The 17,956-nt window shown below is 65.3% G+C and carries 16 protein-coding genes; 5 read left to right on the forward strand and 11 right to left on the reverse strand.

What is annotated here, in order from left to right; all coding sequences use genetic code 11:
* Window positions 1-18: 18 nt before the first annotated feature.
* The 3 genes from P0R31_RS03665 to tpiA form a co-directional block, all read right to left on the reverse strand.
* Window positions 19-1,650 (reverse strand): CTP synthase, encoded by a 1,632-nt coding sequence (locus tag P0R31_RS03665; RefSeq protein WP_275512899.1) that lies wholly within the window; start codon window positions 1,648-1,650, stop codon window positions 19-21.
* Window positions 1,651-1,816: 166 nt separating this feature from the next.
* Entirely contained in the window at window positions 1,817-2,200 is a 384-nt protein-coding gene (gene secG / locus P0R31_RS03670; protein WP_036009912.1) for a preprotein translocase subunit SecG, read from the reverse strand.
* A 146-nt stretch (window positions 2,201-2,346) separates the two neighbouring features.
* On the reverse strand, window positions 2,347-3,105 hold the full coding sequence (gene tpiA, locus P0R31_RS03675) for a triose-phosphate isomerase (protein ID WP_275512900.1): 759 nt from the start codon (window positions 3,103-3,105) through the stop codon (window positions 2,347-2,349).
* Between the two features lie 223 nt (window positions 3,106-3,328).
* Here tpiA and P0R31_RS03680 point away from each other — a divergent pair, with 223 nt between their 5' ends.
* From P0R31_RS03680 to P0R31_RS03700, 5 genes are all read left to right on the forward strand, one after another.
* Window positions 3,329-5,227 (forward strand): SurA N-terminal domain-containing protein, encoded by a 1,899-nt coding sequence (locus P0R31_RS03680; protein ID WP_275512901.1) that lies wholly within the window; start codon window positions 3,329-3,331, stop codon window positions 5,225-5,227.
* Between the two features lie 14 nt (window positions 5,228-5,241).
* Window positions 5,242-6,255: an anthranilate phosphoribosyltransferase gene (trpD, locus tag P0R31_RS03685; RefSeq protein WP_275512902.1), complete on the forward strand. Its 1,014-nt coding sequence runs from the start codon at window positions 5,242-5,244 to the stop codon at window positions 6,253-6,255.
* 8 nt (window positions 6,256-6,263) lie between these two features.
* Complete coding sequence (gene trpC, locus P0R31_RS03690) at window positions 6,264-7,085, forward strand: indole-3-glycerol phosphate synthase TrpC (protein ID WP_275512903.1); 822 nt, start codon at window positions 6,264-6,266, stop codon at window positions 7,083-7,085.
* A gap of 1 nt (window position 7,086) precedes the next feature.
* Window positions 7,087-7,620: a cyclic pyranopterin monophosphate synthase MoaC gene (gene moaC, locus P0R31_RS03695; protein WP_036025198.1), complete on the forward strand. Its 534-nt coding sequence runs from the start codon at window positions 7,087-7,089 to the stop codon at window positions 7,618-7,620.
* A 177-nt stretch (window positions 7,621-7,797) separates the two neighbouring features.
* The gene (locus tag P0R31_RS03700; RefSeq protein ID WP_275512904.1) at window positions 7,798-10,530 is read left to right on the forward strand and encodes a bifunctional diguanylate cyclase/phosphodiesterase; all 2,733 of its coding nucleotides are present in this window, start codon (window positions 7,798-7,800) and stop codon (window positions 10,528-10,530) included.
* On the opposite strand, the gene P0R31_RS03705 is transcribed toward P0R31_RS03700, so the two are convergent.
* From P0R31_RS03705 to P0R31_RS03740, 8 genes are all read right to left on the reverse strand, one after another.
* Window positions 10,527-11,138: an RNA polymerase sigma factor gene (locus tag P0R31_RS03705; protein WP_275512905.1), complete on the reverse strand. Its 612-nt coding sequence runs from the start codon at window positions 11,136-11,138 to the stop codon at window positions 10,527-10,529. The two genes, P0R31_RS03700 and P0R31_RS03705, sit on opposite strands and share 4 nt — an antisense overlap.
* 313 nt (window positions 11,139-11,451) lie before the next feature.
* Window positions 11,452-11,781, reverse strand: coding sequence for a hypothetical protein (locus P0R31_RS03710; RefSeq protein WP_275512906.1), 330 nt, complete (start codon window positions 11,779-11,781; stop codon window positions 11,452-11,454).
* Window positions 11,782-12,058: 277 nt separating this feature from the next.
* Entirely contained in the window at window positions 12,059-12,931 is an 873-nt protein-coding gene (locus P0R31_RS03715; RefSeq protein WP_275512907.1) for a class III cytochrome C family protein, read from the reverse strand.
* Window positions 12,832-13,539 (reverse strand): iron reductase, encoded by a 708-nt coding sequence (locus P0R31_RS03720; protein WP_275512908.1) that lies wholly within the window; start codon window positions 13,537-13,539, stop codon window positions 12,832-12,834. Before P0R31_RS03720 ends, P0R31_RS03715 begins: the two co-directional genes overlap by 100 nt.
* A gap of 1 nt (window position 13,540) precedes the next feature.
* Window positions 13,541-15,544: an FAD-binding oxidoreductase gene (locus P0R31_RS03725; protein WP_275512909.1), complete on the reverse strand. Its 2,004-nt coding sequence runs from the start codon at window positions 15,542-15,544 to the stop codon at window positions 13,541-13,543.
* A gap of 22 nt (window positions 15,545-15,566) precedes the next feature.
* Window positions 15,567-16,280, reverse strand: a complete 714-nt coding sequence (locus P0R31_RS03730) for a Spy/CpxP family protein refolding chaperone (protein ID WP_275512910.1) — start codon at window positions 16,278-16,280, stop codon at window positions 15,567-15,569.
* Window positions 16,281-16,392: 112 nt separating this feature from the next.
* On the reverse strand, window positions 16,393-16,803 hold the full coding sequence (locus tag P0R31_RS03735; RefSeq protein WP_275512911.1) for a DUF1622 domain-containing protein: 411 nt from the start codon (window positions 16,801-16,803) through the stop codon (window positions 16,393-16,395).
* Entirely contained in the window at window positions 16,800-17,942 is a 1,143-nt protein-coding gene (locus P0R31_RS03740; protein WP_430516798.1) for an OpgC domain-containing protein, read from the reverse strand. Before P0R31_RS03740 ends, P0R31_RS03735 begins: the two co-directional genes overlap by 4 nt.
* Window positions 17,943-17,956: the final 14 nt, after the last annotated feature.

A 17,956-nucleotide genomic window follows, 5' to 3' on the forward strand; every position in this document is an offset into this window, starting at 1 on the left:
CAGGGCAGACCGAGCCGGCTACACCAGCCGGCTCTGCTTCGCCGCCGCCTCGATGAACGAAGCGAACAGCGGATGCGGCTCGAAGGGGCGCGACTTCAGCTCGGGGTGGAACTGGACGCCGATGAACCAGGGGTGGTCCTCGTACTCGACGATTTCAGGCAGCACGCCGTCGGGCGAGAGGCCTGAGAACTTCAAGCCGTGCTGCTCGAGGCGGTCCTTGTAGGCGGTGTTGACCTCGTAGCGATGGCGGTGACGCTCGGAGATTTCGGTTGCGCCGCCATAGACCTGCGAGACGCGGCTGCCGCGGTTGAGCGTTGCCGGATAGGCGCCAAGCCGCATCGTGCCGCCGAGGTCGCCGGCCTGCGAGCGCTTCTCCAGCTCGTTGCCGCGCAGCCACTCCGTCATCAGGCCGACCAGCGGCTCCTTGGTCGGGCCGAACTCGGTGGAGTTGGCGTCCTCGATGCCGACGAGGTTTCGCGCGGCCTCGATCACCGCCATCTGCATGCCGAAGCAGATGCCGAAATACGGCACGTCGCGCTCGCGCGCGAACTGCGCCGCCTTGATCTTGCCTTCGGCGCCCCGCTGGCCGAAGCCGCCGGGCACCAGGATGCCGTTGACGTGCTCGAGGAACGGCGCCGGATCCTCCTTCTCGAAGATCTCGCTCTCGATCCAGTCGAGATTGACCTTCACCTTGTTGGCGATGCCGCCATGCGAGAGCGCCTCGATCAGCGATTTGTACGCATCCTTCATGCCGGTGTACTTGCCGACGATGGCGATGGTGACGTTGCCCTCGGGGTTGCGGATGCGCTCGTTGATCTGCTGCCAGCTGCGCAGCTCCGGCGGAATCCGCGAGGCGATGCCGAAGGCGGCGAGCACTTCGTCGTCGAGGCCCGCATTGTGGTAGGCCTCGGGGACCGCGTAGATGTTGTCGACGTCGCGCGCCTCGATCACGGCGCTTTCGCGCACGTTGCAGAACAGCCCGAGCTTGCGCCGCTCTTCCTTCGGGATCTCGCGATCGGTGCGGCAGAGCAGGATGTCCGGCTGGATGCCGATCGAGCGCAGCTCCTTCACGGAGTGCTGCGTCGGCTTGGTCTTCAATTCGCCGGCGCTGGGAATATAGGGCAGCAGCGTCAGATGGATATAGACGGCGTGATCGCGCGGCAGCTCGTTCTTGAGCTGGCGGATCGCCTCGAAGAACGGCAGGCCCTCGATGTCGCCCACGGTGCCGCCGATCTCGACCAGCACGAAGTCGTAATCGTCGTTGCCGTCAAGGACGAATTCCTTGATGGCGTTGGTGACGTGCGGAACAACCTGGATGGTCGCGCCGAGATAATCGCCGCGGCGCTCCTTGGAGATGATGTCCTGGTAGATGCGCCCGGTCGTGATGTTGTCGGCCTTGGTCGCCGGCCGGCCGGTGAAGCGCTCGTAGTGACCGAGATCGAGATCGGTCTCCGCGCCGTCATCGGTCACAAACACTTCGCCGTGCTGATATGGCGACATCGTTCCGGGATCGAGGTTGAGATAAGGGTCGAGCTTGCGGAGGCGGACCTTGTAGCCCCGGGCCTGCAGCAGGGCACCGAGTGCCGCCGAAGCCAGACCCTTGCCGAGCGAAGAAACCACGCCGCCGGTGATGAATATGTACCGCGCCATGGGACTTAACCTCTAATCCCCTAAATACGATTCGCCAAAGCGATTCGTATTCCGCCCCAAAGATTTTGCGGGCCTGTGGGTGAGCCGAAACGAAGAGTGATGACAGTGCCTTGATGGGGATTGTTGATGCAGGACGGTAGCCACCGCCCTGCATGGCCCCCCTGCTTTATTGCGAGCGCGGCACCTGCGGACCGGTCGGAGCCGGTGCCTGCTGCTGCTCGTCGGCCTTCTTCAGCGAATCCAGGATGCCGCCCGAGGTCGGCGGCGCGATCGGTGACCCGCCGGCCGGCTGGGTCTGCGAGGGCTGGCCGATGATCGACGACGGCTTGCGGTCGTAACCGGCATACCAGGACAGGAACAGGCTGGTGAGGAAGAAGCCGACGGCCAGGATCGCGGTGGTCCGCGTCAGAAGGTTCGCCGTGCCGCGGCTCGACATGAAGCCCGCGCCGCCGCCCATGCCGAGGCCGCCGCCTTCCGACTTCTGGAGCAGGACGGCACCAATCATGACGGCGACGATCATGAGGTGGATGACGATGACAACGGTCTGCATGATATCCTTCCGTCACAAGCGGGCGGCGCCTGACGGCGGCCGATCGCGCTTCGCGGGTTTTCCTGAAGTTGCGCGGTGTTACACGATCGGAGGTGGCATTACCACCCCTGATCGGGCCCCGGACCCACGGTTCGGGTTGGCAGCGCTTAGTTAGGACAGCCTTTGGCTATAGCAAGGAAATCGGCCGCTTTCAGGCTGGCACCGCCGACCAGCGCCCCGTTGACGTTCTTCACCGCCATCAGTTCGGCCGCGTTCGAGGGCTTGACCGAGCCGCCGTAGAGGATTCGCATCTTCGCGCCCTCAGCCTTGAACCGGGAGGTCAGGAATTCCCGGATAAACCCATGAATTTGCTCGACATCCTTAGCTGTGGGAGTCAGCCCGGTGCCGATCGCCCAGACCGGCTCATAGGCCACGACCAGATTGGCCGCCGTCGAGCCATTCGGCAGCGAGCCATCGAGCTGGCCGCGCAGGATGTCCAGGGTCTGGCCGGCGTCGCGCTGGCCCTGCGTTTCGCCGATGCAGACGATCGCGACGGCCCCGGCGCGCCAGGCCGCCTCGGCCTTCTGCCGGATCAGCGCGTCGCCCTCGCCGTGGTCGGCGCGGCGCTCGGAATGGCCGACGATGATGGCAGTCGCGCCTGCATCAGCGAGCATTTCGGCGGCGATATCGCCGGTGTGGGCGCCGGAGGCCTTGGGGTGGCAGTCCTGGGCCCCGACCGCGACCTTCTTGCCGCGCGCCTTCTCGGCGAACGCCGCAACCAGGGTCGCCGGCGGGCAGACCAGCAGGTCGGCCTTGCCAGCCACGTCTGCCGCGCCGTTGAGCATGGCGTCGAATTCAGCAGCCTGGGCTTTCAGGCCGTTCATTTTCCAGTTGCCCGCGATCAGCGGTCGGATGGCGTCGGTCATGTCAATGTCCAGCAGAATGAGGTTTGTTCATGCGCTAGCAGAGGTGCTCCTGCAGTTCCAGAGACCAAAGGCCCTTTCGCCGCAGCTTCAAGCGGTCGCCCGGGGCGAGGTTGCGGGGGGAAAGCCGCCACTTTATGATGATCTATCAATTTGGTGACGCGCTTTTGCGGAATCTGCATTAAGACGCGCTCCGTTCCCCTCCTGACCAAACAAGTTGGACCAAATGCTCCGAGGAATACGCAAGGCCTCATCGAACTGGCTCGGCAAGATCGTTATGGCCGTGGTGATGGGCGTGTTGATCATCAGTTTCGGCATTTGGGGCATTGCCGACATCTTCAAGGGCTTCGGCCAGTCCACGGTCGCCAAGATCGGCAGCACCGAGATCTCGCTCAACGAGTTCCGCCAGATCTACACCGACCGCCTGCAGCAGATCAGCCGCCAGTTCGGACGTCCGCTGACGCCCGACCAGGCGCGCGCCTTCGGCCTTGACCGCCAGGTGCTGCAGCAGACCATTGCCGAGGCCGCGCTCGACGAAGAGGCGCGCCGGCTCGGCCTTGGCCAATCCGACGAGCAGATCCGCCAGCTGATCATGAACGACCCCAACTTCAAGGGTATCGGCGGCAATTTCGACCCCAATCGCTTCCAAGCCTTGATCCGCAATTTCGGCTACACCGAGCAGCGCTATGTCGCCGAGCAGCGCAAGGTATCGCTGCGCCGGCAGATCACCGGCACGGTCGGCGCCGGCCTCGAGCCCCCGAAGGCCATGGTCGACGTCCTGACGCGCTACCAGAACGAACAACGCTCGATTGAATTCGTCCGGCTCGACGCCGCGCAGGCCGGTCCGATCGACCCGCCATCGCCCGAGGCGCTTGCCGCCTATTTCGAGGATCACAAGGTCCAGTTCCGCGCGCCCGAATATCGCAAGATCTCCTTCGTCGTGGTCTCGCCGGAAGAGATCGGCAAATGGACCGAGGTCTCGGACGAGGATGCCCGGAAGGTGTTCGAGCAGCGCAAGGATCGGCTGGGCACGCCGGAAAAGCGCCAGATCCAGCAGATCGTGTTTCCGAACGTTGCCGAAGCGCAGGGCGCTCGCGAGCGCCTCGTCGGCGGGACGTCGTTCGAGGACATCGGCAAGGAACGCGGGCTGAGCGCCTCCGACGTCGACCTGGGACTGGTGACCAAGTCCTCGCTCACGCCCGCCGTCGGCGATGCCGCGTTCGCGCTGGCTGCCGGCGAGATCAGCCAGCCGATCCAGAGCGGGCTCGGCGTCGCGATCGTCAGGGTCGACAAGATCGAGCCGGGCGCCGAGGCCGACTACGCCAAGCTTGTCGGCGACATCAAGCGCGAGATCGCGACTGAGCGTGCACGCGTCAAGGTCGCCGACCTCCGCGACAAGATGGAAGACGAGCGTGGCGGCGGCTCCAGTGTGATCGACGCGGCGCAGAAGCTCGGCCTCACCGCCGTGACCATCGAGGCCGTCGACCGCTCCGGTCGCGCCCCGAACGGCCAGCCGGTCGCCAGCATCCCGCAGGGCCTCGACGTGGTGTCGCAGGCCTTCACCACCGATGTCGGCGTCGACAACGACGCGATCTCGTTCAGGGGCGGCTATGTCTGGTACGACGTGCTCGCCATCACGCCCTCGCGCGACCGCAATCTCGACGAGGTCCGCGATCAGGTCGAGGCGCGCTGGCGCCAGGACCAGATCGCGGCCAAGCTGAAGGCCAAGGCGACCGAGATGGTGCAGAAGCTCGATGCGGGCGGCAAGCTCGCCGACGAGGCCACCGCCGTCGGCACCAAGGTCGAGACCGCGACCGGCTTCAAGCGCGACGATTCGCCCGCCGGCGTGCCCGGCACCGTCGTGGCGGCGGCCTTCCGCACCGCCAAGGACGGCATCGGACAGACGGCCGTGAGCGGCGGCGGCGAGGTGATCGTCTTCCGCGTCACCGACATCGTCGATCCCTCGGTCGACTTTGCCTCCGACGCGGTCAAGAAGCTGAGGGAGAGCCTCGACCGCGCCCAGACCGAGGAGCAGGTCGCTTCCTACGTCAACAAGCTTGAAACCGACATCGGGACCACCATTAATCAGGCCGCCTTCGCGCAGGTGACCGGCGCGAACCAGTGAGTTGAAAGCACGCGATGGACGACCTGAAATCGATCATTGGAAAAGTGGCGACCGGCGCCAGCCTGTCGCGTGACGAAGCCGCTTCCGCCTTCGATGCCATGATGAGCGGCGAGGCCACGCCCTCGCAGATGGGTGGGCTCTTGATGGCGCTGCGGGTGCGCGGCGAGACCGTAGACGAGATCACCGGCGCGGTCGCGGCGATGCGCGCGAAGATGCTGACCGTGCAGGCGCCGCCGGAGGCGGTCGACATCGTCGGCACCGGCGGCGACGGCTCCGGCTCGGTCAACGTCTCGACTTGCGCGTCCTTCATCGTCGCGGGCGCCGGCGTGCCCGTGGCCAAGCACGGCAACCGCGCGCTGTCGTCGCGCTCGGGCGCCGCCGACGTGCTGGCCTCGCTCGGGGTGAAGATCGATCTCAAGCCGGAGCAGGTCGGCCGCTGCGTGCGCGAATGCGGCATCGGCTTCATGTTTGCCCCCGCCCACCATCCCGCCATGAAGAACGTCGGCCCGACCCGGGTCGAGCTCGCCACGCGCACGATCTTCAATCTGCTCGGCCCCCTGTCCAACCCGGCCGGCGTGAAGCGGCAGATGGTCGGCGTGTTCTCCAGGCAATGGGTGCAGCCGCTGGCGCAGGTGCTGAAGAATCTCGGCTCCGACTCCGTGTGGGTGGTGCACGGCTCCGACGGTCTCGACGAGATCACCCTCACCGGCCCGACCTTCGTCTCCGCGCTCCACAACGGCGAGATCCGGAATTTCGAGGTGACGCCGGAGGAAGCCGGGCTCCCGCGTTGCGAGGCCGGTGCGCTCAAAGGCGGTGACGCCGATGCCAACGCGATCGCGTTGCAGAGCGTGCTCGACGGCAAGCCGAGCCCCTATCGCGACGTGGCGCTGCTCAACGCAGCCGCCGCGCTGGTCGTGGCCGGCCGCGCCAAAGACCTCAAGGAGGGCGTCGCGATCGGCGTCCGCTCGATCGACAGCGGCGCAGCCAACGCAAAGCTGAAGCACCTGGTCACGGTCTCCAAGAGCTGAACTCCCGCATGTCCGACATCCTGACCAAGATCGAGACCTACAAGCGCGAGGAGATCGCGGCGGCGAAGCGAGCGCGTCCGCTCTCGACCGTCGAGGCGCAGGCCAAGGCCGCCTCCGCGCCGCGCGGCTTCCTGCGCGCGATCGAGGCCAAGCACGCCAAGGGCGGCTACGCGCTGATCGCCGAGATCAAGAAGGCCTCACCCTCCAAGGGTCTCATTCGCGCCGATTTCGACCCGCCGGCACTCGCAAAGGCCTATGAAGCCGGCGGCGCCGCCTGCCTGTCGGTGCTGACCGACACGCCCTCGTTCCAGGGCCATCTCGACTTCATGGTAGCCGCGCGCGAAGCAACCTCGCTCCCCGTGCTGCGCAAGGATTTCATGTTCGACACCTATCAGATGGCCGAGGCCCGCGCGCACGGTGCCGACTGCATCCTGATCATCATGGCGGCGCTCGACGACGCCGCTGCCAGGGACCTCGAGGACGCCGCCCTCGCCTACGGCATGGACGTCTTGATCGAGATCCATGACCGCGCCGAACTCGACCGGGCACTGAAACTTCGCTCGCCGATGATCGGGGTCAACAACCGCAATCTTCGGACCTTCGAAACCACGCTCGCGACCAGCGAGGCCTTGGCGCCGCTGATCCCTTCGGACCGGCTGATGGTCGGCGAGAGCGGCATCTTCACGCCCGCCGACCTCGCCCGGCTCGAGCGCGTCGGTATGTCGACGTTCCTGGTCGGCGAGAGCCTGATGCGGCAGGCCGACGTCACGGCGGCGACGCGCGCGCTGCTCGCGCGTGAGGCGACGGCGCGCGCGGCGGGCACACGCTGACATGGCGCGCAAGCCGGCGAAGACCATTTCAGCCAAGACGAAGCAGGCCAAAGCCAAGGCCGGCCCCGCCCTCACCCATATCGGCGCCTCCGGCGAGGCGCGGATGGTCGACGTCTCGGACAAGCCCGCGACGGAGCGGCTGGCGGTCGCCGAGGGCCGCGTCGTCATGACCAAGACGACGCTCGATCTGATCGTGTCCGGCAACGCCAAGAAAGGCGACGTGCTCGGCACCGCGCGCATCGCCGGCATCATGGCCGCCAAGCGCACCTCGGAGCTGATCCCGCTCTGCCATCCGCTCGCCCTGTCGAAGGTCATTGTCGATATCGAGCCTGACGCCAAGCTGCCGGGCTGCGTGGTACGGGCCACCGTGAAGGTGACGGGACCGACCGGCGTCGAGATGGAGGCGCTCACGGCGGTGTCGGTCGCCTGCCTCACCATCTACGACATGATCAAGGCCGTCGAGCGCGGCGTGCGCATCGAGGGCATCCATCTGGTCGAGAAGCTCGGCGGCAAATCCGGCCATTACCGCGCCTGAAGCGGGCTTGCGTTAGCGCCCCACTTTCGCGCCGCGCGCATCGATTGCTTTTGCGCGCGAGCATTCACGTCTCGTTAACCGCGCTTCCTAACTTTACCTCCACACCGTCACCGTAAACCAACGGATGTTCTCAGGGTCCTGAATTGATCCTGACGTGTGCGCGGCAACGAATCCAGCATGAAGATGAAATTCGGCAGTCGTCTCTTTGACCAGGTCTTCGTGCGCAGCGGCCCGATCCGCTGGCTTGTGGTTGGCGGCACGCTGCTGATCGCGGCCATCGCCATAGGCTCGGTCCTGATGGCGCAGAACTTCCGGGAGCGGGCGCTGCGCAATTCCGGCCGCGAGCTGGAAAACACCGTGCTGCTGCTTGCTCATCATTTCGATCAGCAATTGCAGGACTTTGCCATCATCCAGAAGGGTTTCGTCGACTACGTCCGCACCACCGGAATTGCCACCGGAGAGGAGTATCGCAAGCGCCTCTCGGGCGAGGACGTGCACCGGATGCTGCGGTCGAAGATCGAGGCGCTGCCCTATATGGGCGGCGTCAACATCATCGATGCCGAAGGCAATCTGATCAATTCGTCGACCGCATGGCCGACGCCCAAGGTGAGTGTCGCCGATCGCGCCTACTTCCGCACCTTCAAGTACGATCCCTATGCGCCTGATGTCCTGATCGAGCCGCTGCACAGCCGCATCTCCGGCGCATGGACCATTCTGGTGGCCCGGAGGGTCGTCGGGCCACGCGGCGAGTTCCTCGGCGTGGTCGGACGCGGGATCGAGCCCGCCAATTTCGAGAAATTCTTCGCCTCCGTGGCGCTCGGCGAAGGCGCGACGATCTCGATGCTGCATCGCGACGGCACGCTGCTCGCCCGCTATCCGCATTCCGGCGAATTGATGGGTCGAAATTTCAAGACCGGTCCGTTCGAGCATCAGAGGGTGTTCGGGCTCGATCATTTCGCCGGCCGCTTCGACAGCCCCGTCGACGGCCAGGACCGGCTGATCTCCTCCCGCGCCCTGCCCCACTTCCCGATCCTGGTGATGGCCACCACGACTCGCGCGGCGGCCCTGGCGGACTGGCGCGAGCAGATCGGCATTCTGATCTCGATCGCAGCCTCTTCGGCGCTCGCGATCGCAGGCGTGCTGATCGCCGTCGTGCGCAAGCTGCTGGAGCAGCACCGCCTTTCGCACGAACGGCTGACGCTGGAGAAGCAGCGGCTCGACCGTGCCGTCAACAACATGACGCAGGGCCTGTTGCTGTTCGACGCCGGGCAGCGGCTCGTGGTCTGCAACCAGCGTTACATCGAGATGTACGGCTTGTCGGCCGATGTCGTGAAGCCCGGCTCCAGCTTCCGCGACATCATCGCCCATCGCAAGGTAACCGGCTCGTTCACCGGCGACGTCGATGCCTACGTCGCGCGCGTCCTGAAGGACATCCATCTCCGCAACTCCATGGTGGTCGATACCGCCGACGGCCGCTCGATTCACATCCTCAACGAGCCGCTCGCGGATGGCGGCTGGGTGGCGACCCACGAGGACATCACGGAGCGCCGGCGCATCGAGGAGCGCATCACCCACCTCGCCCATTACGACGCGCTGACTGACCTGCCCAACCGCGCCATGTTCCACGAACATCTGCGGCAGGAGCTGGCCACGGCGCGCGACGGCGAGCAGACCGCGGTGCACTACATCGACATCGACGAGTTCAAGGGCGTCAACGACGCTCTCGGCCATCTCGTCGGCGACGAGCTGTTGAAATCGATCGCGACGAACCTCCGCCGCTGCGCCGGGCCGGCAGACTTCGTGGCGCGCCTCGGCGGCGACGAATTCGCCATCGTGCAAGGCGCGGTGACGTCGTTGGATCAGGTCAACGAGCTCGTCGCGCGTGTCTTCGAAACCATCCGCACGCCGGTCGACTGCATGGGCCATCATCTCACCAGCGACGCCAGCATCGGTATTGCGCTCGCGCCGGAGCACGGCACGGCGCTGGACCAGATCCTGAAGAACGCGGACATGGCAATGTACGCGGCCAAGTCCGCCGGACGCCACACCTACCGCTTCTTCGAGCCGGACATGGACGCCAAGGTGCGCGAACGCCGCCAGCTCGAGGGCGACCTGCGCCTCGCCATCGCGCAAGGCGATGGCGACGGCGGGCTCGAGGTGTATTACCAGCCCTGCCTCGGCCTGAAGGACGACCGCATCACCGGCTGCGAGGCTTTGGTGCGCTGGCGCCATCCCGAGCGCGGCTGGGTCTCTCCCGCCGATTTCATCCCGATCGCCGAGGACACCGGCCTGATCAACGAGATCGGGGAATGGGTGCTGGCGACCGCGTGCCGGGACGCGGCAAGCTGGCCCGACGACATCAGTCTCGCTGTCAACGTCTCGCCGGTGCAGTTCAAGAGCGCCACGCTGGCGCTGAAGATCATGGCGGCGCTCGCAGCGTCGAATCTGCCGGCGAGCCGGCTCGAGCTCGAGATCACCGAGGCAGTCCTGATCCGCGACGACGATGCCGCGCTTGCGATCCTGCACCAGCTCCGCGCCATCGGCGTGCGCATCGCGCTCGACGATTTCGGCACCGGCTACTCGTCGCTGAGCTATCTGCACCGCTTCCCGTTCGACAAGATCAAGATCGACCGCTGCTTCGTCGATGACATCGCCCGTCCCGACGGCTCCGCCAGCATCGTTCAAGCCGTCGTCAACCTGGCGGCCGCCCGCCGCATGACCACGACCGCCGAGGGTGTCGAGACCGAGGAGCAGCAGCGCCTGCTGCGCACGCTCGGCTGCTCCGAGATGCAGGGCTATCTGTTCAGCGCTGCCAAGCCGGCCGACAAAATGCTGGAGTTGTTCGCGCTGCACCGCAGCCGGCTCGCCCGGCGCGAAGGCCGCGAGAGCCGCCGCCGCGAGGTCGGTTAGGCCGGCCCCCGATTCTCGGCGCAACGGCATTCCCAGAAGCTTTCCTCCAGGCAGACGACGCAGGTTTGCTCGAGGCGCTCCCTTAGCGCTTGTCGTGCCCGGTGCAATCGAACGGTCAGGTTGTTCACGGTCACGCCGAGGTCGGCGGCAACGAAATCCCGCGGCTCGCCGCCGAGATCGATCCTTCTGATGACCTCGGCATGCACCGGCTTCAGCAGGGACAGATGGACGTGGAGACACTCGCAGACCGCGGCATTCGCCGTGGCGTCCTGCTCGGCCGGTAGCCGATCGTTGAGCTCATGCGGGAACGGCATCTCCCGCGCCCTGCTCCGTGATGCCTGACGGTGGAAGTCGGCGATGGTCGTCGCCAGAACCCTGCTCAGCCAGCCGCGAACCGAGTCCGCATCGCGAATGTCGCCGGACCGTTCCAATGCGCGCAACATGAAGACCTGGAGCACCTCTTCCGCTTCGGCCCGACCGCCCAAGCGTCGCTGCAGGTAGCCGCGGAGGCGATCGTAGCTGCCGACGAGCGCGGCGCGAACGATCGTGTCCTGCACGTCCAGGGAACCGGCTGCCTCTACCGGCAGGTTCTGGTTCGGCGATTTCATGACCTATTGTCCTTGCATGCCATTGGGCAGATCGCTTCGTCGCAGCGAAACTCGTCGGATCGCGCGCAAGCGCGATCCGCGGAGGCAGCAGCTCCCGAATGAGCGTCGCGAGGGATCGTCGCTGTCGTGCTCGCGCGGCAACCTCGCGTTGGCCGCGAGCCAATGATCGCCCTATCGACGTTCTTCCGCTCAACGCGCAACGTCACGCGAGAGATTGGCGTATCGCCATCATCCGCCGGGTACGGCACCCGTCACAGACGTGTCGATCCGCGCCCGGACCTGGAGCAACGCAGTACGATCTTCGGGAGCTAGGTCAGGCGATGGGGGGCCGATAGTGGCGGCGGAACGCGCCTTCGTCGCCGATCGCGTCCGGCTGTGCCTCGCAGCGCGAATGCGGCGGCACGAACTCCGCAATCCCCGGCGCTTGGGGTGACACCGCGCTGAAGCACAACACCGAGCCGCAGCAGGCCGCATGGCGGTCGCCGGGTTGGTCTCGGTCGGTCTCGCAATCCCCGTGCGAATGCACCGCCGATCCGGCGTCGATTTGCTCGTGCGCATGCGCCGGCTGCTCGCACGGGATGGAGTTGAGGGGAACGATCGAGATCGCAAGCGACGGTGTCATCGACGCGAGCAGATAGGCCATGGCAATAAGCCATCCCCACCACCGTCGTCTTGGCTTGATCGAGCCAATCATTCCTGCACCGTTGCCAACCTTGGAAAATATAACGCTGGTTGTATCACCGGCCAACAGAAAACGGTGCATGCTGAGCCAACCATGCAGGACGGACCTTGCACCACATTCGTCCGGTGGAATTTGTTGGCAGCGGCACCGGCCTTGCGCGGCCCATTGCAAAGCAGACCATAAAATATTTATCGCTGGCCCTGTAATGTTGGAGGCCCACAAGCGTCGCCCTCACCCGTCAATGGTGTTTCATCCAGCCGACGCCCTTGATGTTATTGAATGAGTCCGTCATGTGGCACAGAAAGCATTGATCGACCGATGCGTGCTGCTGTCCCGCGATCATCCGATCCATCATGAAATGGCCCATATAGTGGCTCGGCGGCGCCTGATGGCATTGGGTGCAGTCCTTCGAGGTTGGCGAGGGATGGAGGAAGCCTGCGATTTTCCAGGACGCGAGCGCATGGCAATCGGCGCATTCCCGTCCGAACAATCCGCGGTGCGGCTCCCGGTTGCTGTGGCAGTTGGCGCAGTCGAGCGCGGCCTTTTCGAGCCAATCGGACTTTGGCAGGCGCAGAAACTCGGTCAGATCGGCTCTCATTTGATCGACCGCGGTCCGGTCGAACACCCTCTTGCCGGAGGCTGCGATCGCGACTTGCAGCAATGACGCATGGTTCATTCTGATCGGCCGCAAATCGCCGGCGTGCTCGCGATGGCAACCGGAACATTGACCGCCCACGGCGGCGTGAAACGCGGTCGATTGCTTGGCGAGATCCGCGGCCGAAGGCGCGTGACAGGTGATACAGGCGGCCGCCTCGACGCCTTTGACCGGCGTATGGCAGCTCTCACATCTGTCGGACAGAAACGCATGCTTGGCAGACAGCGGCCCGGGATTGACGAGCTTCGTCCAGCCCGGAACGAGACCAGAATTGCCCCGGTACAGGGAAATCGATGCGAACGCCGCACTTGCGACCGCCAGGGTCGCGACCACGACGTAGAGCATGCCCCGGATAGTCACGCGAGCCACCGCAGCCCATAATAGACCTCGGTCGCCACGTGCACCGCGAGCAGCGCGTACATGACGATCGCCGCCAGAACGTGCAGCCCGATCCACTGCATGAAGATCGCCTTGACCGCCTCGCTCGATCCGATCGCCGTTTCGAGATCGGAAATGCCATCGACGAGTTGCAGCAGCGGCACGTCCTGCAACGCCAGCGCATTCATCCCGCCCCCGTCTCGCTGATCCCGATCGGGCGAGGACATCGCCGCTGCGGAGCGCTCATAGGCCGACCTCAAGGTCGCCAGCTGCGACTGCTGCTGGCGCAGCTGAGCCGCGGTCTGCGGCAGGTAATAGCGACCGACGAATCCGGTGACGACGACGATCAGCATGCTGGTCAGAAGGGCAATCCCGAGCGGATTCTGGAGCTTGTGCCCGGTATGCAGCTGCGCGAGGAATGCAGCGACGATCCCGGCATAGGCGTGAAATGCCAGGAGCGTCGGCATCGACACCCATCGCGTGACGAGGGCCTTGAGCCTCGTGCTGCATTTCGTCATGGGATAGGCGAGAAGCAGGATCATTAGCGCGGCCGCGATCGCGCCGAGGACGAAGCCGGCGAGGCTTCCGGCAAAACGGTCGTCTGAATGAAGCAGGAAAGCCGGCACCAGCAGCAGCAGGGCCGCCAGCACGGCATCGGCGATCAGGCGCTCTCTCCCGTTCATCATGTCAGGCCTCGACGACCAGGTCCCCGACCGATCTCGCCTGGCAGGCCAGGATGAGACCATTCGCCTTGTCCTCCGCGGTCAGGGCGTCCTGAACCTCCATCGTCACGTTGCCTTGCAACAGATGCGTCTTGCAGACGCCGCAGACGCCCGCCCTGCAGGAATAATCGATCGCAACGCCGACGCTCTCGGCAACCTCGAGCACGCTCTTGTCCGGCGGCAGCGCCGCCACCTTGCCGGATTTGGCGAAGCGAATGGTCGCCGTTGCCGGACCGACTGCCGCGGCGCCTCGGCTGCCCGCTTCTCCGCCCGCCATTTGCGCTTCGCCGGCGGTCTTACCGGGCGGTGGCACGGCGCCGCGGGCCGGCCCGAAGGCTTCGGCCTTGATCTGCTCGCTCGGCACGCCGAGGCCGATCAGGGTTTTGCGGAGCGCATCCATCATTCCGGGCGGACCGCACAGATGGATGCGCCGCTTCGCAAGATCCGGCACCCCCTGCGTCAGGAATTCGGCCGTGATCTGCCCCTCGCGTCCCATCCAGGACGTGCCTGCGGCCCGCATCATAGTGGCCGCAACGTGCAGGTTGTTCATCCTGCGCTGGAGGTACTCCAATTCGTCCCGGAAGATGAACTGCTCGGTGGTCTGTGCGCCATAGACGAGGTAGATCTGGCCGGGCCACGCGATGTCCGAGAGGTAGCGGATCGCCGCCATCAGCGGCGTGATGCCGACCCCGCCACCGATCAGGACGACGCTGTCGGCCTCGATGCCCGTGAAGGTAAAGGCGCCGGACGGGCCTGTGACCTCGACGAGGTCCCCCTCCTTCAGCTGGCCGTGCATGTAGTCTGACAGCAGCCCACCTTCCTGGCGCTTGATCGTGGTCTCGACATAGGCTGACTGGGCCGCGGACGAGGCGATCGTGTAGGAGCGCCTGACCGTCTGTCCGTCAATCTCGATGGCATAGGTCAGGTACTGCCCGGGCAGGAACGTAAACGGAATCGCACCACCGTCCACCGCCTGCAGACGGAAGGTCTTCACGTCAGGCGTCTCGCGATAGATCGCGCAGACTCTCAGCTTGCCTTTCCAGGGGCCGCTCGCCGCATCGCGCAGCGGTCGGCGATCCCTCGCCCGCGAAGCCATCGTTCCGCCGCTGTCGTTCTGCGGGGCGGCGGCCGGCATGGTTACAGGCGGCGTGCTGACGACTGACGTGACCGCCGTCGGAGCCGCTGCCACGCGCGTCAGCCGGTCGACGAGCGCGTTCGCCCGGCGCATGCGCGCGACGTAAACGGCGAGCATCCCCACCGAGAACAGCGCCAGCAGCGCCATGGTGGAGACGTGAAACCAGGAGATTCCGGTGGCGCCGTCATCGGCGTCCATGGTGCTGCGGGCAGGCAGCAGGTTCATTTGCGACTTGAACCAGGCCTGCGCGATCTGCTGCGGCGGCTTGCCTTCCTGAAGCGAACGCAGCGCGACCACGCCGCTCTGGACCGCGTTCAGGGACTCGCGAAGCCGGCGCGAGGCCTGATCCGCTGCGACGATGTCGCCGCTGGCGATGGCGTGCCGAAGGTCCATTTCGGCATCCGCCAGGCGCTCGGCCTCAGTGCTGATCCGCGCGCGAGCCTGGCTCTCCAGCGTGCTCCTCTGCTCGGCGGACAGCGCCGGCATCTCCATCAATGCCGGATAGAAGGCCTTGCGCGGCTGGCCCATCATGCCGTCCATTCCGCCCATCATTCCGGCGGATGAAGCGCCGGGCGACCCGGCGGCCGCGCGGCCATCACTCGCACTTGCAGATCCCTCCGGCTTCGGCCTCGCCTCGCCGCCGGCTCCGGCGGGATGGTGCGCGGCGTGATCGCCCTCGGCCTCCGCGACCTTCCAGCGTTGGGCGAACCTTTCGGAGGCAGGCGTCACGCCGCGGCCGACGTCGGATGCCGGCGCGGCCATCGCGGCGAGCGGACTCGCCAGGATGCCCAGCGCAAGCAAGCCGAAGCGACGTCGAAGGGACCGACCGGACATGATCTTGCGTTCACATCGGCGGTCAGAACGATACGATCAGAGGCAGCAGGATCGTGTCGGCGGTCTGCTTCTGACTTTCGTTCAGCGACGCGTACAGCCGCGTATAGGCCAGGCGAGCGGATTTGATCGCTTCCAGACGCTCGGACAGATGCCGCTCGTAGTGCTCCAGACGATCCGCACTGCCGAGCTTGTCGTCCATGACGAGCATCTTGCGCGCTTCCAAGAGATGCTGCCGGCTCGACCGCAAGGCATCCGCGACGCCGGTCCAGTCTGCACTCTGCTGGTCGCTGATCTGCAGCTCCGCCTTCAGGAAAGCGATCCGCCCTTCGAGCCGCTCGGTCACATCGGCCGGACCGCTCATCGCGCCGCTGCCGCCGGATGAGCTCATCTGGCCACGCATCATCTTCTCCATCATCTGCATCATCATCGGCATCATCTGCATCATGCCGGAGTTCTCCTGGCAGCCGGCGCCTTGGCAGTCCCGCATCTGGCCTTGCGGCGACATCTTCATCTTGTCGTCGTTCATCCGGCCGCCGCCCATGCTCTGAGATTGCCCTGCCGGCTGGCCCATGTTCATTTTGCTGCCGGAATTCGAGGAATCGGGCATCTTCATCTTGTCGTGGTCCATCATCGCGATCCGAGCAGGATCTGCGGAGTATGCCGGCGACGGCGCAACCGGCCCCAGGACGAGCACGGCGAACGCGGCTGCACTCATGACGAAATTTCTCGAGCTCATGTTCATTCTCCAGGTTTGAATCGGATGATTGTCTGCTCGCCGATGGCGAGGCAGCGCGGGGCGGGTCGAGCCAGATAGACGCAAGGCGCCCGCAGCTCTTACGGCGGACATGTCAAAGTGCGCGCGCAGCATCGCACGCCTCCCTGTCATGCCTTCGCCACGGCCATCGCCCCTCGATTTCAATCTGAAGCGAGAAGCTCAGGAACGTCCGGATCACGATGATCAATGCCAGGACGACGAGCCGGTCCAACGACGGCACGATCGCGACCATCCCGATGATGTCGGCGGCAATCAGAAATTCGAGGCCGAGCAGGATGCCGCGACCAAGATTGGCGCGATAGGACCGAAATGCATCGGCAGGCGCACCGCCTCGCATCCCGTTCAACGACCAGACCGTCGCAGCAACCACCCCGCCGACGATCACCACCACCCCAAGCAGCTCGATCATCGAGGCGGTCCAGTGCAGGCCGTGCAGAACGACGCCCCGAATCTCTTCCGTGAAGATGGGCTCGGAATTGATCATCCGCCCACCTCCTGGGCCGAGCGGCTCCTGTCGACGCGCTTCGACCACGTCCGGTAATAGGCGATGATCGTCATCATCCACAGACCCGCCGCACCGACGATCAGCTGCGCCCATATTCCATCGGACCCGGACTCGAGCACGAAATGCGCGACGAAGGACAGGAACAGGCCGACACAAAACACCGACAGCGACTGCTGGCCGCATCTGATCAAAGGTTGCAGGAGCGGCGACTTGAGACCCGGCCAGTCGATCGGAATGAGCCGGACGACGATGAGCATCAGGCTGACCAGATGGATGACGCGATAGGGCGCCAGATTGGTCTTGTCGTTCGGGATGAAGATCGCAGCGAGCCCATCGGGGACGGAATCGCGTAGTCCCGGGATGCGTTCAGACAGCGTCACGATGAGCGCAAAGAGCAGGACGGCACAGCTGAAGGCAAGCGCAGTGCGGGACGACAGCAGCCAGCGGTTCGCAGCCGCCCCTCCCAAGGCCAGCCAGGCGCCGAAGACGAACAGCAATTGCCAGGCGAACGGATTGAAGTACCAGACTCCAGCCGGATAGGAGGGCAAATTCCATCCGTAATGGCGGGCCGCCAGATACAAAGCGATCGAGCCGATCATCACCGCATTGCGCCAGCGCAGCATGACCCACAGCACGGCGGGGAACGCCGCCATCAGCACGATATAGAGCGGCAGCACGTCGAGATTGAGCGGCTTGAACTTGAGGATCAGGCCCTGTGCGAGCGTCTCGACCGGAAAATTCATGAGCGGCGCGACGTTGAACTGGTCCATCAGATGAAGATCGTCGTACCTGTGCGCGACGTAGTGCACGGCGGTGAGATAGACGAAGAACAACAGCAGGTGAGCGACGTAGAGCTGCCACACCCGCCGCAGCAGCCGGGTTGCTCCGATGACGAAGCCACGCTCCATCATCATCGCGCCGAACACGAAGGTCGCGGTATAGCCGGAGATCAGCACGAACAGATCGGCGCCGTCGCTGAAGCCGTAGTTGCGCGTCGTGAACCAGACCAGCGCGGAATCCGGAATGTGCCCGAGAAAGATCAGCCAATTGGCGAGCCCGCGAAACAGATCGAGACGCAGATCGCGCTGCGGCACGACCAGCACGGATCTGGTCGTGATCGTCTCCCACAGCC

Origin of the sequence: Bradyrhizobium yuanmingense (genome assembly GCF_029167105.1) — a bacterium.
GTDB classification, from domain to species: Bacteria; Pseudomonadota; Alphaproteobacteria; order Rhizobiales; family Xanthobacteraceae; genus Bradyrhizobium; species Bradyrhizobium yuanmingense_A.